Genomic DNA, 22,916 nt, shown 5'->3' with positions numbered 1-22,916 from the left:
GATAAATTTTTAAAATTAAAGCGCTAAGGAGACTGTAAATGGCTGATAAGAAAGCGACACTTACCCTAAATGGTAAAGAGCCCATTGAGCTTGATGTATTGTCCGGCACACTTGGGCAAGACGAAATCGATATCCGTAGCCTCGGTTCCAAAGGTTTTTTTACGTTCGATCCGGGATTTACCTCCACGGCGTCTTGCGAATCCAAAATCACCTATATTGACGGTGACGAAGGGGTGCTGTTGCATCGCGGCTTCCCTATCGACCAACTGGCGGAGAAATCCACTTATCTGGAAGTCTGCTACATCCTGCTGTTCGGCGAAGCGCCAACGCCCGAGCAGTATGACACCTTCAAAACCACGGTAACGCGTCACACCATGATCCACGAACAGATTACGCGTCTGTTCCACGGTTTCCGTCGCGACTCTCACCCAATGGCGGTTCTGTGCGGCGTAACGGGTGCGCTGGCTGCGTTCTACCACGATTCACTGGATATCAGCATTGAGCGCCACCGCGAAATCGCCGCGTATCGCCTGCTGTCCAAAATGCCGACCGTGGCCGCCATGTGTTACAAATATTCTCTCGGCCAGCCGTTTGTTTACCCGCGCAACGACCTGTCGTATGCCGGTAATTTCCTGCATATGATGTTTGCTACGCCGTGCGAAGAGTATGTGGTGAATCCGGTGCTGGAGCGCGCGATGGATCGCATTCTGATCCTGCACGCTGACCATGAACAGAATGCTTCTACCTCGACGGTGCGGACCGCAGGTTCTTCCGGCGCGAACCCGTTTGCCTGTATCGCTGCGGGCATCGCTTCTCTGTGGGGGCCGGCGCACGGCGGCGCCAACGAAGCGTGTCTGCGTATGCTGGAAGAGATCAACTCGGTCGAACATATTCCTGAATTCGTCAGACGTGCCAAGGACAAGAACGACTCCTTCCGCCTGATGGGCTTCGGCCATCGGGTGTATAAAAACTACGACCCGCGTGCCACCGTGATGCGTGAAACCTGCCATGAAGTGCTTAAAGAGCTGGGCATGAAGGATGACCTGCTGGAAGTGGCCATGGAGCTGGAACACATTGCGCTGAACGATCCCTACTTTATCGAGAAGAAACTCTACCCGAACGTGGATTTCTACTCAGGCATCATTCTGAAAGCAATGGGCATTCCGTCCTCGATGTTTACCGTGATCTTCGCGATAGCGCGTACCGTCGGCTGGATTGCCCACTGGAACGAAATGCACGACGACGGCTTGAAGATTGCACGCCCGCGCCAGCTGTATACCGGCTACGACAAACGCGACTTCACCTCTTCGCTCACCGAACGTTAAGCGTGACAAGAGATGCAACAACACACCTAAGCCGGGATTTTCCCGGCTTTTTTCTTCCTCAGCGCTGGCAATAGGGGCACCAGAAGAACGGACGCGAAGAGAGCATAGTTCGCTCAATAGGATGACCGCATCGCTCACAAGGTTCCCCCTCACGGTCAAAAACCTTGAAACGAAACAACGCACCGTGATGATGATTCTCATCCACCGCGCCTCGCGTGTGGTAGGAAAGGCGCGGAACTGCCAACAGCGCGTCACTGAGTACGGTCCGTTGTGTTTCATCCAACGTGGCGGCACTGTGTTGTGGCGACAGTGCTGCTTGCCACAAGATCTCCGCGCGCAAATAGTTGCCGAGACCGGCAAGAAAAGCCTGATCGAGCAATAACCCACTCAGGCGGCGGCGAAATCGCTCGCTTAACAATCTGGCTTGCACCTGCTGTGGCGTAACGCACATATCGAGCACATCGGGGCCAATGCGCTGCAAGAAAGGGTGTGTGGCAAGCGCGTCAGCGGTGAGCATGGCAATGTCCGAGGCGCTATAGAGCAGAATGGCGCGCTGCTGCGTCTCCAGACGAACGCGCAAATCCCGCTTGGTTTCGGGCGTCACACCCGCATCCACTACCCGCCATACGCCATAAAGCTGGTTATGCGAATAGAGGATATGGCCATTGGAAAAGTAGGTCAGCAGCGCTTTGCCGCGTGTTTCCAGCTTTTCAATCACCTGCCCGGTGAGTTCAGTTTCGTAAGGTTTTAATGCGGGGAACGCAAACCACACCCGCGTTAACGGTTCATCCAACACCGCCGCGGCTAATGCATCGGCAGCGCGACGGATCTCTGGCCCTTCAGGCATCGCTATCTCCTTTCTCGCCCGGTCATTCGCCCCAGACGTTAATGCGTAGTTCCGCCAGAAATAATGGCATCCTACTGCTGAGTCACCGCCTGGGCAATCATGATAATCAGCGCCTGACTCACCATGGTGATTGGCATCGATGGCCCACCGGGATGGCGGGCTGCTTGTTGCGGCGCATAGGGAATATGCACAAACCCACCTTTGGCGGAGCCGGAACATTGTGCCAGCGCGTGCAACAGGCCATACATCACATGGTTGCAGACAAAGGTACCTGCGGTGTGGGAGACCGATGCAGGAATGCCTTGTTCGCGTAACGCATTGACCATCGACTTGATCGGCAAAGTGGCAAAATAGGCCGCAGGCCCGTCTGGAACCACCGGCGTGTCAATGGGTTGCCTGCCATGATTATCAGGGATACGTGCATCGTTGATGTTGATAGCAACGCGCTCGATGGTGATCTCGGCGCGCGCCCCAGCTTGCCCAACGGCGATCGTACAGTCTGGCTGATACTGTGCCAGCGCGACATTGAGCTGTTGCAAAGCAAGGTCGAACACGCAGGCTAACTGGCAGGTAACCACTCGCGCCCCGGCAACTTCGCGACCGTGTAATACTTTTACCGCTTCCCAGGCGGGGTTAATGGCTTCTCCGTCAAACGGCTCAAATGCCGTCACCAATACGGTTTTCATGTTATGCATTTACTCATTTTGCCTGATCGGCATCACGCCGCGCGAACCTGAATCTGGTGCTCATTGAAACATTGACGCAGCTTGCGTGCAAACAGCAGCGCGTGCTCACCGTCACCATGGAGGCAAACCGTATCTGCCTCCACATTCACCCAGGTGCCATCACTGGCGCGCACCCGGCGACGTTTAATCATCTCCAGCGTCTGCGCCAACGCCAGCTCATCGCTTTTGATTAATGCGGCAGGCTGGTCGCGCGGCACCAGCGTCCCGTCCGGCAAGTAACCGCGATCGGCAAACACCTCTTGCCGCGTCGCCAGTCCTAGGAGTTGCCCGGCGTGAATCAGTTCACTACCGGCTAACCCGACCAGCCGTAACGCCGGATTCACCGATTTCACCGCACGGGCAATGGCATCGGCCAACATAGGATCGCGCGCAGCCTGGTTATAGAGCATGCCATGGGGTTTGACATGCGTCAGCCTGCCGCCTTCAACCGCCACAATGGCGCTCAGCGCGCCAAGTTGGTAAACCACCTGAGCGAATACCGTGTCCGCTGATACCGACATCGCTTTACGGCCAAAATTTTCCCGGTCTAGAAAGCTGGGATGCGCACCAAGCGCCACGCCGTAACGCATTCCCCAACGCACCGACTGGCGCATGGTTTGCGCATCGCCCGCGTGGAACCCACAAGCAATATTGGCAGAAGTAACTAACTGCAATAACGCTTCATCATTGCTGCCGCCTTCGCCCAGATCCGCGTTTAAATCAATAATCATTGAGCCTCCACGCCAGTTGTTCCAGATAACGCCTTTGCGCCTCTGACGCGCGCAAGGCGTCATCCAGCGTGCAGGGAATGAAATGTATCGGCTCACCCAGCCGAATCTGCGCCAGGTGGAACAAATCAGCTTCGATGACACAAGCAATGCGCGGGTAGCCGCCGGTGGTCTGCGCATCGGCCAGTAGCAGGATGGGTTGACCACCGTGCGGCACCTGAATCACCCCCGGCAGCAAGCCGTGAGAAAAAAGCTCTCGCGGCGTAATACGCATCAACGCAGGCCCCTGTAGCCGATATCCCATACGGTTACTCTGCGGACTCAGTTGCCACCCGGTACGCCAGAAAATGTCGCGCGCCTCTTCACTGAATTCATGATATTCCGGCCCGGGGAGCACCCGAACCCGATTACTGAACAGCAACTGCTTGATACCAACAAGCTTGCGCGGTTTGCGATAGGCCGCTTTTCTCAATGGAAGGGTATCGCCATCCTGTAGCGGGCGGCCGAGATACCCACCAAACCCCGCTTTCAAATCGGTACTGAGCGATCCGAGAACTTCTGGCAACGCCAGAAATGGCCAGATAGCTGCGCATACCTCGACGCGGCATACGTAGCGTGAGCGTTTGCCACGCCTTGACGGGAAAGCGCCAGCCTGTCCAGACCGGTTTACCATCGAGCTCTCCGTGACTGTCCGCGCCCGTCAGTGCTATCCAGCAGGCTGAGGTAAAGGTTGCCGTGAATTTCCCAAGCGTAATTTCCAACCCGGCTTCAGACATCGCATTGCCCACTAACAAATTGACAATGTTTAACGCTGGCGTATCCAGAGCACCAGACTGACTGATTCCCAGATGGCGAAGATGATGACGCCCGGTATCCTGCACCGAGGTATGCAGTCCGGCATGAATTATCTTTAGCATATGCCCTCCGGCTGCGGCACAAACTGCACATTGTCACCGGGGCGCAACAACGTGGGGGGCACCTGACGCGGATCGAACAGCACAGCCGAGGTGCAACCAATCAACTGCCAGCCGCCTGGCGTTGCCAGTGGGTAAATACCGGTTTGTCGACCACCAATACCGACAGATCCGGCGGGCACACTCAGGCGCGGCTCTGCACGCCGTGGAGTATAAAGTGGCTCCGGTAATCCCGCCAGATAAGGGAATCCCGGCTGAAAACCCAGAAAGTACACCACATAGTGCGCCGCCGCATGCGCCTCTACCACCTGACGTGGGGAAAGCTGGCAATGTTCAGCCACTCGCACCAGATCGGGGCCAGCATCGCCGCCATATACCACCGGAATCGTGATCTCTCTCGCCTCAATCGTTACCGACTCACTCTCTTCCCACCAGCGCTGCAAACGTTCAATGGTATCGCGTGCCGCCTGCTGCGGATGCGTCAACACCACAGTCAGGTTATTCATCCCGGGGATCACCGCTTCAACCTCTTCATGCTGATGAAGAGGTTCGGCAAGTCCCCAGATGCGTTGTTGACTTTGCAGTGACAGCGGTGGTTCCAACTCCAGCACCACAGCCCGCTCGCCCAATAAGTAGCACCGTGCTCGTTGCACCCTCTTCTCCCCATCGCGATACGGCATCGTTGCGTCATGCCACCTTGCTACGCAGTTCGGCTTCACAACGTCTGGCTATAACAGTGTTAAGCAATAAAGATGCCAATTATTCTGATTAAAAAATTTATATTATTTTTAAAAAAACAGTGAGTTGATTGTCATCATGCCGGATTGGGAATATCGATAAAGGTCACATCAAGCCCGTGCTGCTGCGCCAGCCACTCCCCCAGCGCCTTAATGCCACCACGCTCTGTCGCATGGTGTCCCGCCGCATAGAAATGCAGCCCCATCTCGCGGGCGATATGGATAGTCTGTTCCGATACCTCACCGGTGATAAAGGCATCCACACCAAAACGTGCGGCCTGCTCAATAAACCCCTGACCACCGCCAGAGCACCACGCCAAACGTGTTATCCGCGACGGTGCATTATCCCCACAATGCAGCACCGGACGCCCCAATAGCGTCTCCAAGCGCTCACGTAACGTCTCACCACTCACAGGCTGAGACAGTTCGCCATAAGGCAGCAGTTGCTCAATCTCACCCAGCACGGTGATGTCTAACAACGCCGCCAGCCGGGCGTTATTACCTAACTCCGGGTGCGCATCCAGCGGCAAGTGATAGCCATACAGGTTGATATCGTTTGCCAACAACGTCTTAAGGCGACGCCGTTTCATGCCACAAATCACCGGCGATTCGTTTTTCCAAAAATAGCCATGATGTACCAAAACCGCATCGGCCTGCTGAGCTACTGCCACATCCAGCAATGCCAGTGAAGCGGTAACACCAGTGATAATCCGCTGCACGTTTTCACGCCCTTCGACCTGCAACCCGTTAGGCGCATAATCCTGAAACAAAGCCACATTCAGTTGCTGGTTGATCAATGTTTCCAATTCGCTATTGCGCATAACGCTCCTTAATATGCCTTATTCTGGCCTTTTTCCTGCGACGCTTTCGCAGCCTCAAAGGCTTCCAGCGTCATCTGCCTGGCCTGTTTATGATCAACAATGGGCGCCGGATAATTCAACGAACGCCCTTCCCGCTTTGCCCAACGATGCTGTTGATGAATATCACTCTCTGGCACGTCCGCCAGTTCGGGCACCCAATGGCGGATAAACGTCCCTTGTGGATCGAAGCGTTCACCCTGCGTGGTGGGATTAAAAATACGGAAATAGGGCGCTGCGTCCGTGCCAGTTGAGGCTGCCCATTGCCATCTGCCATTATTTGCGGCCAAATCGCCGTCCAACAGTTGAGAAATAAAATAGCGCTCCCCTGCCCGCCAGTCGATAAGCAAATCTTTTACCAGAAAGCTGGCGCAGATCATGCGTAGTCGATTATGCATCCATCCGGTGCTATTCAGTTGACGCATCACCGCATCCACAATGGGAAACCCGGTCTTCCCCTCCTGCCATGCCGTTAGCGCTTTGTCGTCTTGCCGCCATTTTACCTGCTGCGTCCACGTGACAAACGGGCGGTGCTTACATAAACGCGGCCATGCCACCAGCAAGTGGCGATAAAACTCGCGCCAAACCAGCTCATTCAGCCAGGTGAATGCGCCGCCATCGGATCGCTCCAACAGATTGGGATGCTCAGTACGCAAGCGATTCAGACACTGGCGAGGGGAAATCACACCCAACGCCAGATAAGGTGAAAGCTGACTGGTACCTTGCTGTGCAGGAAAATCGCGTTGTTGGTCATAATCAGCCACGCTCGATTGGCAAAACTGGCGTAATCTTGCCAACGCCGCTTGCTCCCCAGCCGGAAACAACGTCTCATCCACCTTTTGCTGGGGGTAATCGAAGGGGGGCAAGGCATCCCATTTCCCTAAATCTGCGTTAGTGCGCTTTTTCGGCGCGGGAAAACAGGTAACGTCCGTCTCCATCAAGCGCTGAATAAAGGCTTTGCGAAACGGCGTAAATACTTTGTACATCTCCTGTTTTCCCGTCACCAGGCTGCCCGGCGCTAACAGCACGCTGTCATCGAACCCCTGACACACCACCTGCCCGTGCAGTTTGGCTTCCAACGCGCGATCCCGTTCGCGTTCATTGATCTCGTACTAATAATGATAGAACAGGTGGGAAACATGCTGTTTTTTGCAAAAGACATCAACGGCCTCAACCGCCTGATGAAAGTCGTCACATTGTTGATAAAACAAGGGGATTCCTTTATCTGCCAATGCCTGTTGCAGTGCCTGGAGATTCTGCAGCAGAAACGTCGCCTGTCTCGGGGCCATGCCATGCGCCTGCCACTGGGCAGGTGTAGCAATATAGAGCGCAATTACCTTGGCATCAGCGTTTTGACAGGCTGCATGCAGCGCGGAGTGATCGGTGATACGTAAATCATGGCGAAACCAGACCAGATGCGTGGTCATAATTGATCCTTACAGGAATTAATGGCCGTAGCGCAGGAGCAAGGCTTCAGGATAGGGGTCAAAGTAGCGTTGCTGCGCAAGGTAATCATCTGGGTATTCAGTCATGTAGTGGCGCAGCATGGTCATCGGTGCCAGCAGCGGTTGTACGCCTTGTCGATAACGATCGATTAATCCGGCCACTCCTGTCGCTGCTGCGAGGTCAGATGAGGACGAAAATAGCCCTGAACATGCATCAGTACATTCGTGTGATTACGTCGCGACGCAGGATGAGATAACAAGCGCATAAAACGCAATCGATATTCCGTGGCAAAGGTTTCCAGCGTCGGCTATTGCGCCATTCCCGCCACAAAGGGGCTCAACTCTCGGTATTCGGGCTGCGAGTGCGCCAGTAACAGCAATTTATAGCGACTATGGAACGCCATCAGAGCGCCATGCGTGAGCCCTTGCTGCCAAATTTGCTGCAATTCGTGCAAGGCATAGACCCGAGAGATAAAGTTTTCTCGCAGCACGGGATCGCTCAGGCGACCATTTTCTTCTAACGGCAGCCATGGCATATGCCGTTTCAGCGCCTGCGCAAACAGCCCTTCTCCGCTTTTTCGCGCATTTTTCCCATGGCTGTCATACACCTTTACCCGTTCCATCCCGCAACTGGGGGATTTGGCACACAGGATAAAACCGCATAGGTCCCGTAATGATGCCATTTTTTGTTCAGTAAAGGCGTGCATGTCATCCATAACATCTAACCCTGAACCGTTGCTGGCACAAAGCCGAAGTCCGTTCTTTTCATCATTGACCAGGCGCAATGCAGGGCGCGGCACGGGCAGCCCAATCGCCATTTCAGGGCATACCGTCTGAAAATGAAAATAAGGCGCTAATTGATCAACGGCAAAATCAAGGCGCTTATGCCCGCCGTCAAAACGCACTGGCGCACCGAGTAAACATGTACTTATTCCAACAGGAATAGGAGCTGACATCATAAAAGCTCTCCCGTTTGTCAACATCCCCTCAGCATAGCGGATTTCAAGCGGTTACAGAGCACATCGGCGAAGATCGAGCGAAAACAAAAAGGCAGAGGCGTGTCAAGAAGGAAAATAACGGGATCAAAAAAATAAGGCTACTGGCCAACGGAACGATAAGGTCAGTAGCACAAAGACGAGGTTTACCGAGTTGCAAAGCAAGTTAGAAAAAATCACCTGCTGCCGCTTCGGATTGCGCCATCCAGACCGGCTGATCGCTGGTTTTCAACCAAACGCGGTGTAAGTAGCTGTAAAAGCGGGCGCGATCTTCACGAAACAGCATCACAGGCAACGCCAGTAACCCGAAAGCCACTAACAACGAGTCAGAAAGGAGTGCATGCTCTGTTATCCGCCAGCGTTTTAATCGTAGAAGATGAAAAAGAAATCCGGCGTTTTGTCCGCAGCGCTCTGGAAAACGAAGGGCTGCGTGTTTTTGATGCACAGACATTGCAACGCGGTCTGTTGGAAACCGCTACGCGCAAACCAGACCTGGTGATTGTCGATCTCGGGTTGCCAGATGGTGATGGCACCGATTACATTCGCGATGTTCGCCAATGGAGCGGCGTGCCGATTATTGTGTTGTCCGCGCGCGTTGATGAGCAGGATAAAATCGATGCGCTGGATGCTGGCGCTGACGATTATCTTGGCAAGCCTTTAGTATTGGAGAATTACTGGCCCGCGTGCGCGTAGCGCAACGCCGCCACGGGGCCAATCCGACGGAAAGTCCGCTTGTGACCTTCGGCACCGTGAGCGTCGATCTCAGCCAGCGCCAGGTCAGCCGCGATGGCGAAGCGCTGCACCTGACGCCTACCGAATTCAAGCTGCTAGCGCTCCTGCTGGCGAATGCAGGTAAAGTGCTGACTCAGCGCCAACTGCTGGTACAGGTATGGGGTCCCAACGCGGTGGAAAGTACCCACTACTTGCGCATCTACATGGGACACCTGCGACAAAAGCTGGAGCGTGATCCCCCCCGAGCAGGCGTAACATCCCCTCTCATTCTGTTGATTTTTATCCTGATATTTTGATGCCAAGGCTCATCATGAGTAGCTGGTTACTTTATGCATTACTCTCCGCCCTGTGTGCCGCCGCGGTGGCATTGTTTGGCAAAGTGGGATTGCAAAATCTTGACGCCAATACGGCTACCGCTGTTCGCGCGGTCGTGATGGCGCTATTTTTAGTTGGCGTCGTGGTGGCTCAAGGGAAAACGACAATGATCGGTGAAGTGCTTGCCAATAAAAAAGCATTGGCATTTATTCTGCTAAGTGGTATTGCAGGAGCACTTTCCTGGCTGTTTTATTTTTTGGCATTGAAAACGGGCAACGTTGCTCAGGTGGCGCCCATTGATAAACTCAGCGTTGTTTTTGCCGTTATTTTGGCTGCCCTTCTCCTTGGGGAAAAGATATCGCTATTAGGGGGTATTGGTGTTGCACTGATTTCTGTTGGTGCGCTGCTGGTGGCGCTGGGCTAAGTATACCCCTCGGCCTATGCCGAGGGCAGATAAAAGAGGTATACAGCAGGCCGTTAGCAACACGCCAAAGATTATGAAAATCTCATTACATGGCAGCTCAAGGTTTTTCTTTTTTCATGTAAACGACATATTGAATAAAATCTGAATTCGGAGCGTTGCTTGTCTCTGCCGCTGAAATAAAAATAAATATCATATTTATCCCTCAAGCAATTTATCTTCTCTTCTTTATAAATGTGCGTCATCATTAAATAAACGGCCCCTCTCGCCCTCTTATATTTGATTTTCTTTAATGAATGAACCGCACATGATTTATATTGAAAAAAAACATTTTTTCCTTCCATAATATCGCTATCCCATGAGATAAGAATTAAAATAACAATCTGAGTTATAGCAGGTGAATCCTGTTTATGCCAAGCTGTTGCTACATTGGCTTGACCACGATTGGGTTTATTAAGAAAGCACTCGCTGTAACCAAAATACAGCACCACGCAAAAGCACAGCACATTGAATATGCACAAATAAAAGCTGTCTCGATGATGAGAGCTTCGCTTTCACAGTTAACGATTGCAAGTATACGTGATGATAATATCTAACAAATAGTAAACGAAAGGCAAACAAATAAAAAAATACCCCTATCATTAGCAACGATACTGAACCAACATCGAGTATCAATCAAGTATGCAAACGCTTAACCATAGAAAAATCTTAATGAGCAGCTTTTCGTCCCTCATGTCCAGAGTAATTAATTAAAACAAACATTATGAATCAGAGGATAATTTAAATTAAGATATTCGCTTTATTTTTAATAAAATGATTACTATTCATATACTTTGCTACAGATATCGCACGATTACAATGAGTGTCATTTCAAAGATAACAGTTACACAACGACTAAACAAAAAAAATGGACATTACAGAAAAGCATGCTATTAAATATTAAAACATGACACAAGCAACCAAGAGGAAGATTAATCCAAAAACATAAACCTTCATAAAACAAGATAATAAAATCAAATTAAAACACATTTTTTACATCAATCATTCATTAATAAACAGTCAATGAATGTATTTACCCTACATGGGATCCAGGCGTATTTACCCATGCAGATATTTTTTCGGGAACAACCTGTTAAATAGGTACTAGACGATGGAAAGAACTGTTGTGCTCCTTCATTTTGATCGCTATTTTACTGTCGGCCTTGGACACCTCATCCATCAATGGTTTCATACCCAAAAACTGGGAGTCAGTATTCGACATAGTGCAGAACAAATTGAACAAGCGGATATCATTTTCACTACAGCTACCCAGCACGCTCCACGTTGGTGGCGCCAATTTCGCCGCAAACGGCAAAAGCCCCTACTTTTTTTGCTAGTAAAGCAGAGAAACACACTCTGCTGTGGTTATGAAGACGGGCAGTTGGCAATCAGCGATCCTCCTGAAACGCTGACTACACTGTTGAATACCTTTCTTGCCAGTCCTTCGTCACAAACTATTTCACCCCATGTGCGGCGATATAATATTGTGCAGTGTCTTAGTCCGCGCGAACGTGAAGTTTTGTGGGGCTACAAGCAGGGATTAGACAACAGTAAAATCAGTAAACAATCGGGAATTTCCATCAAGGCAATCAGTGCGTATCGCAATCACGCAATGCAAAAATTGATGCTGAAAAACCACGCAGACCTCCATGAATGGTTACACAGCATCGCTGCGGAGAACCTTTCCTGCTATTTCAAACAGAAAAAAGGAACGCCCAAAAGAAATAAATAGCAGCGCAAAACGCAAGCAGCCTATCGCTATTGGCCATTGCGTTCATCAAAAAGGGCAGGAGCTAAAAAGACGAAGGACGCACATGGCGTCCTTCGTTTATCTTCTTCACCGAGTCTCATTGAAAGGCGCGGTAAAGAAAAATTTATTTAGCATTCGCCAGCACAGCGCTGACAATATCTACCGCTTCTTTCTCAATGCGCGCACGATGCTCTGCGCCCAGGAAACTTTCGCAGTAAATCTTATAGGCTTCTTCCGTGCCTGATGGACGCGCCGCAAACCAGCCGTTATCCGTCATCACTTTCAATCCGCCGATGGAAGCACCATTACCCGGTGCCGCTGTCAGACGAACAGTAATGGGATCGCCGGCCAACGTACTGGCTGAAACCTGTTCGGGTGATAATCGAGACAGCGCAGCTTTTTGCGCATGCGTTGCAGAGGCTTGAATACGGTTGTAGCTAGGTGCACCAAAGCGGGCGGCCAGCGCATCATAGTGTTGCTGCGGGTTTTTACCCGTAACGGCAGTGATCTCAGCCGCCAGCAGGCACATGATGATGCCATCTTTGTCCGTTGACCATGGCGTACCGTCAAAGCGCAGGAAAGAAGCCCCCGCACTCTCTTCGCCGCCGAAACCGAAACTGCCATCAAACAAACCGTCAACAAACCATTTGAACCCGACCGGCACTTCCACCAGTTTGCGTCCGAGATCGGCCACCACACGGTCAATCATGGCACTGGAAACCAGCGTCTTGCCGACGGCAACAGATTGTCCCCACTGCGGACGGTGGCGGAACAGGTAGTCGATAGCGACAGCCAGATAATGATTCGGGTTCATTAAGCCCGCCGGCGTCACAATGCCGTGGCGGTCATAATCGGGATCGTTGGCAAAGGCCAGGTCAAATTTGTTACGCAGCGCCAGCAGGCCCGCCATTGCCGACTCAGAGGAGCAGTCCATGCGAATAACGCCGTCATGATCCAACGTCATAAAACGGAAGGTCTGATCAACCGCATCGTTGACCAGGCATAAATTTAACTGATAGTGCTCGGCAATGCGCTGCCAGTAGGCAATGCCAGAGCCGCCTAACGGATCAACACCCATCGTCAATCCTGCCTTTTGAATGGCCGGAATATCCACCACCTCGCGCAACCCTTCCACATAAGGCTGCACCAGATCTTGCTCATGGACATGACCGCTCTGCCAAGCCTTATCGAGCGTTAGGCGTTTAACCTCTTTCAGTCCATCGGCTAACAGGACATTGGCGCGTTTTTCGATAACGCTGGTGACGTTGGTATCGGCCGGGCCGCCATTAGGCGGGTTATATTTAATCCCGCCGTCTTCCGGTGGATTGTGTGATGGTGTAATCACAATCCCGTCAGCGAGCGCGTTTCCTTTGCGATTGTGCACCAGAATGGCATTGGAGATAGCCGGCGTGGGCGTAAAGCCGTTGTCTTGCTGCACCACCACTTCAACGCCATTCGCCGCCAGCACTTCCAGCACGGAAATAAAGGCCGGTTCAGAAAGCGCGTGAGTGTCTTTGCCAACAAAACACGGGCCAGTGATCCCTTGCTTTTTGCGTTCTTCCGCAATCGCCTGAGCAATAGCCAGAATATGTGCTTCGTTAAAGCTGTGGCGCGCCGCGCTACCGCGGTGGCCAGACGTCCCGAACTTAACCGCATGCGCGGCGTTATCCGTATCTGGACGCAATACATAATACTGTGACGTTAATTGCGCCACATTAATCAGATCACTTTGCCGGGTGGGTTGTCCGGCTCTGGGGTGATTAGCCATCGGCGTTCTCCCTGACGCTATTCGTTAAATAGTACCGCACACTTTTTCGATAAGTTCCGTCGGGAACTGCATCGATTGCATGATTTGTTCGACCATACTGCGTTTGCGATCCGTATTGGTATTGGTAATGACCCAGTAGGGAGTCCCCTGAATATGTTTGGGTTTGGTATGGACGCCATGCTGAAGCAAGGTGTGTTCATCGCCCGCAAAATAGACGCGCGTACGGCCATGAAGTTGCTCGGTTGCGGCTGAAAAGGCATTCGGTTCGAGGCAATATAACGTGGAGAGCACCAGCATAAAGCGGTTGATCGCTTTACTTTGGGCTGCATATTCATCGGACAGCAACAGTTCACATACCGCCCTGACACCGTCACGCGGTTTTGCCGGTGCGGTCGCAGGGGCCTGCGCTTTTGCCGATGTGGCCTCAGAGGCAGCAGCAACCTGCCCGACCCGGAGATTCAACATACGCCGCAGAATATCCGAGGCGCTTTCACCAATGTGCTGCGTGTGGCTGGCAATATAACGATACAGCTCTTCGTCGACCTCAATAGTTTTCATCTTTATCTAGTACTGTTTTTACTCTAATTAATCGGCAAGAAGTATATAGGCGAATCAATACCACCGAACAGCGGCATAACACAAACAATATCGAAAGTCAGACGATCCCCCATCTGCTCCCTCGCCCCATTACCTGCAACCTGCAACCTGCAACCTGCAAAAAGCATAGTCTTCATTTTCCACAGGGCAACATCATCGGCAGCAGTCATGATACCCTAAGCGTCTGTGTCTCTGAATGAACTTCACCATGAAATTGAATTATCGCCTGCAAAATGCGCAGCAGCCAACGCATTCGCCACCTATCATATTGATTCACAGTCTGTTTAGTAATCTGGGTATTTTGGCGCGCGATCTGCAAAAGCAGCACGATGTCATACAGATCGACTTACGCAATCATGGATTATCGCCGCGCACACCGGAGATGAACTACCCGGCCATGGCGGGCGATGTGAAAGAATTATTGGATGCGTTGAATATTGAGAAAGCCATTATCATCGGTCACTCCATGGGCGGAAAAACCGCGATGGCGTTAAGTACACAGATCCCCGATCGCATTGAAAAGATCGTCGCCATTGATATCGCTCCCGTGGATTACCAGTTGCGCCGCCACGATGACGTTTTTGCCGCCCTGCGTGCGGTTACGGCTGCGGGCGTCACTACCCGCACAGAAGCGGCCGCCATCATGCGTCACCACCTTGAGGAAGAGGGCGTGGTGCAATTTCTACTGAAATCTTTTCAGCAGGGAGAGTGGCGCTTCAATGTCCCCGTTCTGTGGGAGCAGTATGAGCACATTGTGGGCTGGGAACGGTACCCGCCTGGCACAAACCCATTCTGTTTATCCGAGGCGCGTTATCCCCCTATCTGGATGACCGCTATCGCGATGCGCTATTGCAACAGTTTCCCAATGCGAAGGCGCATGTTATTGCAGGTAGTGGCCACTGGGTTCATGCAGAAAAACCCGACGCTGTGCTGCGTGCCATTCACCGTTTTCTTGAAGAATCTCCTGCATAATCCGAGAATGGCAGCGGCAGTTAACCATTGTCGCCGCCAGCCTCGCTGGGGTATGATGGCGCCCGCAGTAGAGGGACGGCTGAATCAGCCTTATGCACAGTAACCACATCATCAAAATGCCACGCTGAATCGGCGCGGGCATTTTGGTCAGACTTCCTTGCAGCAGCACTACCTACTATGGCAAAAGAACAAACGGACCGTACCACGTTGGATCTGTTCGCGGATGAACGTCGGCCTGGTCGTCCCAAAACCAACCCGCTTTTGCGTGATGAACAACTTCGTATCAACAAGCGTAATCAATTGCGCCGTGACAAGGTGCGAGGCTTGCGTCGCATCGAGTTGAAAATTAATGAAGAAGCCGTAGAAGCACTCAATAGCCTGGCTGAAACACAGAATATCAGCCGTAGTGAACTGATTGAACGCATGTTGCTGGCGCAACTGGCGGGCAAAGACCTTTCATTCTGACAGGTGTATTTCCGGCGTCATCCATGACGCCCTGTATCCCCTCCGTGGTGATTGTATCGAGTCGCAAACCGCTCGGTTAAAATTGTTCCCAGTTATCGTTTCCCGGCGGCAAAGCCTTTTTGGCTTTTGTTCCGCTGTCAGCGCGCGTCAACGCCGCCACGGGCGTCGCAGCAGGCGCAGTGGCTGGCACGACTGATTCAGACAGTTGGAACACCGCGACAGTCCGGTTAAGCACCGCAGCCGGCTCCTCCAGCGAGAGCGCCGCCGCAGAGGCCTGCTCCACTAATGCCGCATTCTGCTGAGTGACGCTGTCCATTTCTGCTACCGCTTCTGCTACTGCTACCGCCTGGCCGACCTGCGCAATGCCTTTGCTTTGCTCACCTGATGCGGAAGCGATTTCCCCCATGATATCTGTCACATTGGTGACCGCACGAACGATATCACTCATGGTAACGCCAGCATCCTCAACCAACTGCGAGCCAGTGCCCACACAGTGCGCTGATTCGGCGATCAACCCTTCGATCTCTTTTGCCGCCTGTGCACTGCGCTGTGCCAAACTGCGAACCTCACCGGCAACGACGGCAAAACCGCGCCCTTGTTCACCAGCCCGAGCCGTTTCAACAGCCGCGTTAAGCGCCAGGATGTTGGTCTGGAAAGCGATATCGTTAATCACCGTGGTAATCTCCGCGATGCGTTTTGAGCTGCCCGAAATCTCTGCCATGGTTTTCACCACGTTATCAACGATCTCGCCCCTTTTCTTGCCGTATTGGATGCTTGCAAGGCCAATTGGCTCGCATGGTTTGCATTCTCCGCATTCTGTTTCACGGTTGCCATTAATTGCTCCCTGCTGGCCGCGGTTTCTTCCAGTACGGAAGCCTGATGCTCGGTACGCAAAGAGAGATCGTTATTACCTGAGGCAATCTCGGACGCCCCAAGGTAGATAGCATCCGTACTGGAGCGTATCGTACTCACCGTCGTCGCCAGACTGGTTTGCATCTCCCTCAATAGAGGGAACAAACGTCCCACGCAGTTACGCCCAAAGTCATGAATCGGTTTACCCAATTGCCCAAACGCGATAACGCTGAAATGGTCACGCAGCGTGTTGAGCGGCGTCACCAAACAGGCCACCAAATAGCGATCGGTGAAAAACAGCGGCAGCAACCCGACAATCAGGCCAGTCAGCAAAATGTTTTGTCCAACAGAGGTAATTTTCTGAAAACGTACGCCTGCTGCGGCAAATTTTTCGGAACCCGCCTTGTTAAAAGCGGTAACGGAGGTACCGAATTGACGGCTGAGCGCTGGCACCGTTTCTTTGGCATAACGCTGGTATTCATCAAATTCATTGGCCTGCGCTTTTTGAAACATCGGGTCAACGCCCTGAGTGATAAGATTTCCCCAATCGCGGATCACCGCTTCAGCCAGTGTTGCATCCAACCCCGCGTGATTGATGCTGCTAAAGGTTGCCAGATCTGATTTCAGGTTATTCAACGCGGTCAATGCGGATGCCTGCTCTTTATCCGCCAGGGTGTTTTCTCCGTTACGACGCCAATCCACCACCCGCACCAAACGTGTCACCATGCGAAAATATTGGTCATTGCCCTGATTGACCAGATTCATGTTATGAACCAGCAAGGTACTGGTCTGTGAGGTTGTGGTCATCTCTTTAAACGAGAAAATGGTGTACACGGAGACACCGCCCCAAAGTACACAGAAAACCCCTAAAACCCATAACATGGCCGTTCTAATGGCGATGTTTCTCAAAAATTGCATAAGCCAGCTCCAGATATAAAATAACGTGCGGTAGGGTTATTATTTTTAAAAAAAATCATCAGGTTTAAAACGATCCCCAAAGGGGAAAACACGCGGCACTTCGCAATAGAAAGCACACGTCGCACCTCCTATTTTCATCGTCAATATTGAAAGAATATTTAGTAGTTTCACTCCGTGATCTACAGCACATTGTCACTGAAAATCAGTTATTAATAAGTTTTTTCATAAAGATATAACAATATCAGTTGACAGTGACGCTGCTAAAGTAATTAAAAAAACTGGCGAAATCACGTAAAGGAACTAGAAGGAAAATTCCCTTACTTAATATAGGCGATTTTTGGTTTGTGCCATGGGAAAGATACAAGTTTCTCCCTCACCCCACGTCTGATATTATTGTCTGATATGTAGGTGATAAAGCGTACCATACCATTAAGAATAAAGAGGTTATTTTATCCATGGCACTCATAGGCATTTTCTTTGGCAGTGACACCGGCAATACCGAAAACATTGCCAAGACAATCCAACAGCAACTTGGCAGTGATGTTGCAGAGGTTCATGACATCGCCAAGAGCAGCAAAGAAGATATTGAGGCGTTTGATATCCTGCTGCTTGGCATTCCGACCTGGTATTATGGTGAAGCCCAGTGCGATTGGGACGATTTCTTCCCAACATTGGAAGAAATTGATTTCAATGGAAAAATCGTTGCTCTGTTTGGCTGTGGCGATCAAGAAGATTACGCGGAATACTTCTGTGACGCGATGGGGACGCTGCGCGATATTATCGAACCGCGCGGGGCGACCATTGTCGGCAATTGGTCAACTGAAGGTTACTATTTCGAAGCCTCTAAAGGGTTGGCAGACGACAACCACTTTATCGGTCTGGCCATTGACGAAGATCGTCAGCCTGAACTGACCAGCGAACGCGTAAGTACCTGGGTCAAACAAATCAGCGAAGAACTCAACCTGAAAGCGCTGGTTGGCTGATCCAGCAAGTTGACACAAAAGCCCTGAAAGCAATTTCATGGCTTTATTAATAGATAAAACCGATTAAATTGATAGAAACATTTTTTTAACTTCTCGGTCTAAGCCTGTACAATAGTACCCATCGGTTTTGTACGTTTATCAATTTTCTCCATTTTACAACAACAGATTGCGCGCGATTGCACACTTTATGGAGACTGTATTGTTAACATCCCATGGTTTTCATTTTTAATGCGCAGTTCTATAATTGAGACGCCATTACAATTTTTGAGCCGACCGATGTCATAGGCTTAATTGCCCCCATCGACGAGAAAGTAACAGGACTAAATCCGCATGACTGACAATAACACCGCATTAAAGAAGGCCGGCCTGAAAGTCACTCTGCCAAGACTGAAGATTCTGGAGGTTTTGCAGGATCCGGAGTGCCATCACGTCAGCGCGGAAGATTTTTATAAAAAACTGATAGATATGGGCGAAGAGATTGGTCTGGCGACCGTTTATCGCGTACTTAACCAGTTTGATGATGCCGGTATTGTCACCCGTCATAATTTCGAAGGTGGTAAGTCAGTGTTTGAACTGACGCAACAACACCACCATGACCATCTTATCTGCCTGGATTGTGGACGCGTTATCGAATTTCGTGATGAATCCATCGAAGCGCGCCAGCGTGAAATCGCAGACAGACACGGTATAAAACTGACTAACCACAGTTTGTATCTTTATGGCCATTGCAGTACGGGTGACTGCCGAGAAGACGAATCTCTCCACGATCCGAAATAAGCTTGGCATTTTTCCGATTTATGCCATAAAAAAACCGCCCAATGCAGGCGGTTTTTTCATTTTAGTCAAACACTGACATCAGCCGACCCAGGTATCACGCAGGCCTACCGTGCGGTTAAACACCAAGTGTGTTTCGCTCGAATAGCGACGATCGGCGCAGAAATACCCTTCACGTTCGAACTGATACGCTTTTTCTACTTCTGCCTTCGCCAGACTCGGCTCCACAAAGCCCTGAGCCACTTTTAGCGAATCTGGGTTGATGGTCGCCAGGAAGTCATCCGCAGCGCCAGGGTTTGGCACACTGAACAGACGATCGTAAAGGCGGAACTCAGCGGGCAGCGCGTGTGCGGCAGATACCCAATGAATCACCCCTTTCACTTTACGTCCGTCAGCCGGATCCTTGCTTAGGGTTTCAGCATCATAGGTACAATACAGCGCCGTGATAACGCCCTGCTCATCTTTCTCAACGCGTTCTGCCTTGATCACATAAGCATTGCGCAAACGCACTTCTTTACCGAGCACCAGGCGTTTGTACTGTTTGTTCGCCTCTTCACGGAAATCAGCACGATCGATATAAATCTCACGGCTGAATGACACCTGACGCGTACCCATCTCAGGCTGATTCGGATGATTCGGCATAGAAACCCACTCTTCATGACCTTCTGGCAGGTTCTCGATAATCACTTTTACCGGATACAACACGGCCATGGCACGCGGCGCATGCTCGTTCAAATCGTCGCGAATACAGGATTCCAGCGCTGCCATTTCGACATTGTTGTCCTGTTTGGTTACTCCAATACGACGACAAAATTCGCGTACAGAAGCGGCAGTATAACCACGACGGCGCAGACCAGAGATGGTCGGCATGCGGGGATCATCCCACCCTTCTACCCCTTTCTCCGTCACCAGCTGATTCAGCTTACGTTTGGACATCACCGCATATTCCAGATTCAAACGCGAGAATTCATACTGGCGCGGATGACAAGGAATGGTGATGTTATCCAGCACCCAATCGTACAAGCGGCGGTTATCCTGAAATTCCAGCGTACACAGTGAGTGCGTGATCCCTTCCAGCGCATCGGAAATGCAGTGGGTGAAATCGTACATGGGATAAATGCACCACTTGTTCCCGGTCTGGTGATGTTCAGCGAATTTAATGCGATACAGCACCGGATCGCGCATCACGATAAACGGTGAGGCCATGTCGATCTTGGCGCGCAGACATGCCGAACCTTCGGCAAACCCACCATTGCGCATTTTTTCAAACAGGTTCAGGTTTTCCTGAACGCTGCGATCGCGGTAAGGACTGTTTTTACCGGGAGAGGTCAAGGTGCCACGGTATTCGCGGATCTGTTCGGCAGAAAGCTCGTCCACATAGGCCAGGCCTTTACCGATCAGTTCCACCGCATACAGATGCAACTGGTCAAAATAATCAGAAGAGTAGCGAATCTCACCGCTCCAGGAGAACCCCAGCCATTGCACGTCCTGTTTGATGGATTCGACGTACTCGATATCCTCTTTCACCGGGTTAGTATCGTCAAAACGCAGATTACATTGGCCGTTGTAATCTTTCGCCACCCCAAAATTGAGGCAAATAGACTTGGCATGGCCGATATGCAAGTAGCCATTGGGTTCCGGCGGAAAACGGGTATGTACCAGGCTGTGTTTTCCAGACGCCAGATCTTCATCAATGATCTGACGGATAAAATTGGTTGGGCGGGCTTCGGCCTCACTCATGCTTGGTTCCTCAATGCAAAACGACACATAACCTGCAATGATCCAACAAGCTACGACAGGACACAACTGTTACTTGCACTAAATCTTATGAAATGCACAGAAAGAGGCGAAAGCGCCGATGATTACGCATGACACAGTCTAAAATGTGCATCCTTCTGCGGCACTGGCATCAATAAAAAATGCGGCGCGAGGTACACCTCACGCCGCACAACGAGACAGTTAGGCTATGGTCACTGCTCGTCTTTAATCTGTTTTAAGGCTGTGGCGATAGATTCAGCCTGTGTCCCCACAACAATCTGCACATTTTGGATAACACCCGCAGCCCCCAGTCGTTTTGCCTGAGCCTCATCCACTTGCGCGGAATCTACCACATTCAGACGCAGACGCGTGATGCAGGCATCGATCCCGACCAGATTTGCCTTACCGCCCAGCGCTGCCAGATATCCCCGCGCCAGAGACGTTGTGTCATTCACCTTATTCTCAGCAACGCTCTGATTTAGCGTAAAACCATCCTCTTCACTTCCCTCAACCGACTGCTCGCGACCGGGCGTCAGCAAGTTGAAACGTTTTATCGTGAAACGGAACGTCACATAGTAAATGATAAAGAACACCAGCCCTTGCGGAATCAGCATATACCACTGCGTCGCCAAGGGGTTACGCGAGGAGGGCGCCATATCAACCAGCCCGGCGCTGAAACCAAAGCCAGCAATCCAGTGCATACTTGCTGCAATGAACACCGAGATCCCAGTCAGCACGGCATGCAACACATACAGCACTGGCGCAACGAACATAAACGAAAACTCAAGCGGTTCGGTAATCCCGGTAAAGAAGGCGGCAAAGGCAGTGGCCATCATGATATCCGCCACTTTGCTTTTGTTTTCCGGCCGCGAACAGTGATAAATCGCCAACGCGGCTCCCGGTAAACCAAACATCATGATGGGGAAGAACCCAGCCTGATAGCGCCCCGTGATCCCGACCACCGCTTTGCCCGCATCAATGGACTGCTGACCACCCAGGAAATTCGGGATATCGTTGATGCCCGCGACATCGAACCAAAATACCGAGTTCAATGCGTGGTGTAATCCGACAGGGATCAACAGGCGGTTAAAAAATGCGTACACACCCGCACCAACCGATCCTAACTGCTGGATATGTTCGCCCAGTGTGACCAGCGCGCTAAAAATCACCGGCCAGACATACATCAAGATATAAGGCGACAACGATCATCAAAAACGAAGTCAAAATCGGCACCAGTCGACACCCGCTAAAAAACGAGAATGCCTCAGGCAGTTTGACATGGCTGTAACGGTTATAGAGCTCAGCAGAAATAATACCGACCAGAATGCCGATAAACTGGTTTTGGATTTTGCTGAACGCCGCAGGCACTTCCGCCAGCGGAATATGTTGAATCATCGACACGGCAGCAGGAGAGCACAGCGTGGTCAGTACCAGAAAGCCAACGAACCCTGTTAATGCCGCCGCCCCGTCTTTATCTTTGGACATGCCATACGCGATCCCCACCGCAAACAGCACGCCCATATTTTCAATGATTGCGGCGCCGGATTTGATCAGTAACGCCGCCGGAGCGCTCTCGCTTCCCCAGCCGTTCTGATCGATCCAGTACCCTATCCCCATGAGAATCGCTGCGGCTGGCAACGTCGCCACGGGTACCATCAGCGCTCGACCTACCCTTTGCAAATAGCTAAGAACACTCACATTATCCTCTCTCTCCCGCCAGGGGATACCAAACTGCCCGTTAAACCGATTCACAGCAGCCATCCCGTACAAGGCGGCTTGTGCATGAAGTGTAAAAAAATAATTCGCCACGCAAATTAAACCCTAGCATTTTGTGACAATACGCGCAAAAACACTGCATATTAAATCATTATACCTATCAATCACCTCACCTTATTTCAAGATAAAAAAAACAGGCTAGACTAACTAATAACCTATCTTTATCATCCAGACACGAGCAAATCGGTTTACTGCTTTTGGAACGCTTATCCGGAGATTGTAT

General features: G+C 51.3%; 18 protein-coding genes and 7 pseudogenes. 8 read left to right on the top strand and 17 right to left on the bottom strand.

The features are described 5' to 3' along the window. Nucleotides 1-38 precede the first annotated feature (38 nt). Nucleotides 39-1,325, top strand: a complete 1,287-nt coding sequence (locus ACMZI0_RS14890; RefSeq protein WP_415673528.1) for a citrate synthase — start codon at nucleotides 39-41, stop codon at nucleotides 1,323-1,325. 58 nt (nucleotides 1,326-1,383) lie between these two features. Here the strand turns inward: ACMZI0_RS14890 and nei are convergent, their stop codons facing one another. The 10 genes and pseudogenes from nei to ACMZI0_RS14840 all read right to left on the bottom strand — a co-directional run bounded on the left by nei (nucleotide 1,384) and on the right by ACMZI0_RS14840 (nucleotide 8,925). Next, complete coding sequence (nei, locus tag ACMZI0_RS14885) at nucleotides 1,384-2,172, bottom strand: endonuclease VIII (RefSeq protein WP_415673527.1); 789 nt, start codon at nucleotides 2,170-2,172, stop codon at nucleotides 1,384-1,386. Nucleotides 2,173-2,243: 71 nt separating this feature from the next. After that, entirely contained in the window at nucleotides 2,244-2,858 is a 615-nt protein-coding gene (pcp, locus tag ACMZI0_RS14880) for a pyroglutamyl-peptidase I (RefSeq protein WP_415673526.1), read from the bottom strand. Between the two features lie 32 nt (nucleotides 2,859-2,890). Beyond that, entirely contained in the window at nucleotides 2,891-3,628 is a 738-nt protein-coding gene (pxpA, locus tag ACMZI0_RS14875) for a 5-oxoprolinase subunit PxpA (protein WP_415673525.1), read from the bottom strand. Continuing rightward, a pseudogene (gene pxpC, locus ACMZI0_RS14870) lies at nucleotides 3,618-4,542 on the bottom strand (5-oxoprolinase subunit PxpC). Before pxpC ends, pxpA begins: the two are co-directional and overlap by 11 nt. Continuing rightward, complete coding sequence (gene pxpB, locus ACMZI0_RS14865) at nucleotides 4,536-5,192, bottom strand: 5-oxoprolinase subunit PxpB (protein ID WP_415673524.1); 657 nt, start codon at nucleotides 5,190-5,192, stop codon at nucleotides 4,536-4,538. Before pxpB ends, pxpC begins: the two are co-directional and overlap by 7 nt. Nucleotides 5,193-5,353: 161 nt before the next feature. Continuing rightward, nucleotides 5,354-6,097, bottom strand: coding sequence for a type 2 GTP cyclohydrolase I (locus ACMZI0_RS14860; protein ID WP_415673523.1), 744 nt, complete (start codon nucleotides 6,095-6,097; stop codon nucleotides 5,354-5,356). 8 nt (nucleotides 6,098-6,105) lie between these two features. Continuing rightward, nucleotides 6,106-7,560 (bottom strand): annotated as a pseudogene (gene phrB, locus ACMZI0_RS14855) (deoxyribodipyrimidine photo-lyase). A gap of 18 nt (nucleotides 7,561-7,578) precedes the next feature. Next, nucleotides 7,579-7,844 (bottom strand): annotated as a pseudogene (locus ACMZI0_RS14850) (DUF1722 domain-containing protein). A gap of 42 nt (nucleotides 7,845-7,886) precedes the next feature. After that, a complete protein-coding gene (locus ACMZI0_RS14845) occupies nucleotides 7,887-8,537 on the bottom strand; it encodes a DUF523 and DUF1722 domain-containing protein (protein ID WP_415673522.1) in 651 nt (216 codons plus the stop codon). A gap of 202 nt (nucleotides 8,538-8,739) precedes the next feature. Beyond that, nucleotides 8,740-8,925 carry a YbfA family protein gene (locus tag ACMZI0_RS14840; RefSeq protein ID WP_415673670.1) on the bottom strand — a complete coding sequence of 62 codons (186 nt, stop codon included), beginning with the start codon at nucleotides 8,923-8,925 and terminating at the stop codon, nucleotides 8,740-8,742. On the opposite strand from ACMZI0_RS14840, the pseudogene kdpE reads away from it, so the two are divergent. Together kdpE and ACMZI0_RS14830 are read left to right on the top strand one after the other, a co-directional pair. Beyond that, nucleotides 8,919-9,601, top strand: a pseudogene (gene kdpE, locus ACMZI0_RS14835) (two-component system response regulator KdpE). The gene ACMZI0_RS14840 and the pseudogene kdpE overlap by 7 nt on opposite strands. Nucleotides 9,602-9,615: 14 nt before the next feature. Continuing rightward, nucleotides 9,616-10,044: an EamA family transporter gene (locus ACMZI0_RS14830; RefSeq protein WP_415673521.1), complete on the top strand. Its 429-nt coding sequence runs from the start codon at nucleotides 9,616-9,618 to the stop codon at nucleotides 10,042-10,044. Between the two features lie 71 nt (nucleotides 10,045-10,115). On the opposite strand, the gene ACMZI0_RS14825 is transcribed toward ACMZI0_RS14830, so the two are convergent. Next, on the bottom strand, nucleotides 10,116-10,532 hold the full coding sequence (locus ACMZI0_RS14825) for a hypothetical protein (RefSeq protein ID WP_415673520.1): 417 nt from the start codon (nucleotides 10,530-10,532) through the stop codon (nucleotides 10,116-10,118). 659 nt (nucleotides 10,533-11,191) lie between these two features. Between ACMZI0_RS14825 and ACMZI0_RS14820 the strand changes: the two genes are divergently transcribed. Further along, nucleotides 11,192-11,812: a response regulator transcription factor gene (locus tag ACMZI0_RS14820; RefSeq protein WP_415673519.1), complete on the top strand. Its 621-nt coding sequence runs from the start codon at nucleotides 11,192-11,194 to the stop codon at nucleotides 11,810-11,812. A 142-nt stretch (nucleotides 11,813-11,954) separates the two neighbouring features. On the opposite strand, the gene pgm is transcribed toward ACMZI0_RS14820, so the two are convergent. From pgm to ACMZI0_RS14805, 3 genes are read right to left on the bottom strand one after another with little or no spacing between them, the layout of a single operon-like run. After that, entirely contained in the window at nucleotides 11,955-13,598 is a 1,644-nt protein-coding gene (pgm, locus tag ACMZI0_RS14815) for a phosphoglucomutase (alpha-D-glucose-1,6-bisphosphate-dependent) (protein WP_415673518.1), read from the bottom strand. Nucleotides 13,599-13,622: 24 nt separating this feature from the next. Then, nucleotides 13,623-14,156 (bottom strand): replication initiation negative regulator SeqA, encoded by a 534-nt coding sequence (gene seqA, locus ACMZI0_RS14810; protein WP_415673517.1) that lies wholly within the window; start codon nucleotides 14,154-14,156, stop codon nucleotides 13,623-13,625. Between the two features lie 23 nt (nucleotides 14,157-14,179). Continuing rightward, nucleotides 14,180-14,365 carry a hypothetical protein gene (locus tag ACMZI0_RS14805; protein ID WP_415673516.1) on the bottom strand — a complete coding sequence of 62 codons (186 nt, stop codon included), beginning with the start codon at nucleotides 14,363-14,365 and terminating at the stop codon, nucleotides 14,180-14,182. A 38-nt stretch (nucleotides 14,366-14,403) separates the two neighbouring features. Between ACMZI0_RS14805 and ybfF the strand changes: the two are divergent. After that, a pseudogene (gene ybfF / locus ACMZI0_RS14800) lies at nucleotides 14,404-15,167 on the top strand (esterase). Nucleotides 15,168-15,344: 177 nt separating this feature from the next. After that, the gene (gene ybfE, locus ACMZI0_RS14795; RefSeq protein WP_415673515.1) at nucleotides 15,345-15,632 is read left to right on the top strand and encodes a LexA regulated protein; all 288 of its coding nucleotides are present in this window, start codon (nucleotides 15,345-15,347) and stop codon (nucleotides 15,630-15,632) included. Nucleotides 15,633-15,708: 76 nt separating this feature from the next. On the opposite strand, the pseudogene ACMZI0_RS14790 reads toward ybfE, so the two are convergent. Next, a pseudogene (locus tag ACMZI0_RS14790) lies at nucleotides 15,709-17,402 on the bottom strand (methyl-accepting chemotaxis protein). 455 nt (nucleotides 17,403-17,857) lie between these two features. On the opposite strand from ACMZI0_RS14790, the gene fldA reads away from it, so the two are divergent. Further along, entirely contained in the window at nucleotides 17,858-18,385 is a 528-nt protein-coding gene (gene fldA, locus ACMZI0_RS14785) for a flavodoxin FldA (protein WP_415673514.1), read from the top strand. A 330-nt stretch (nucleotides 18,386-18,715) separates the two neighbouring features. Next, nucleotides 18,716-19,162 carry a ferric iron uptake transcriptional regulator gene (gene fur, locus ACMZI0_RS14780; RefSeq protein WP_415673513.1) on the top strand — a complete coding sequence of 149 codons (447 nt, stop codon included), beginning with the start codon at nucleotides 18,716-18,718 and terminating at the stop codon, nucleotides 19,160-19,162. Nucleotides 19,163-19,240: 78 nt separating this feature from the next. Here the strand turns inward: fur and glnS are convergent, their stop codons facing one another. Continuing rightward, nucleotides 19,241-20,899 carry a glutamine--tRNA ligase gene (gene glnS, locus ACMZI0_RS14775; RefSeq protein ID WP_415673512.1) on the bottom strand — a complete coding sequence of 553 codons (1,659 nt, stop codon included), beginning with the start codon at nucleotides 20,897-20,899 and terminating at the stop codon, nucleotides 19,241-19,243. Nucleotides 20,900-21,129: 230 nt separating this feature from the next. Beyond that, nucleotides 21,130-22,615, bottom strand: a pseudogene (nagE, locus tag ACMZI0_RS14770) (N-acetylglucosamine-specific PTS transporter subunit IIBC). Nucleotides 22,616-22,916 lie beyond the last annotated feature (301 nt).

The organism is Symbiopectobacterium sp. (assembly GCF_047692315.1).
In the GTDB taxonomy this organism is placed as follows: Bacteria; Pseudomonadota; Gammaproteobacteria; order Enterobacterales; family Enterobacteriaceae; genus Symbiopectobacterium.
Note: the sequence above shows the minus strand (reverse complement) of the source record. Positions and strands in the feature narration are given on the sequence as shown.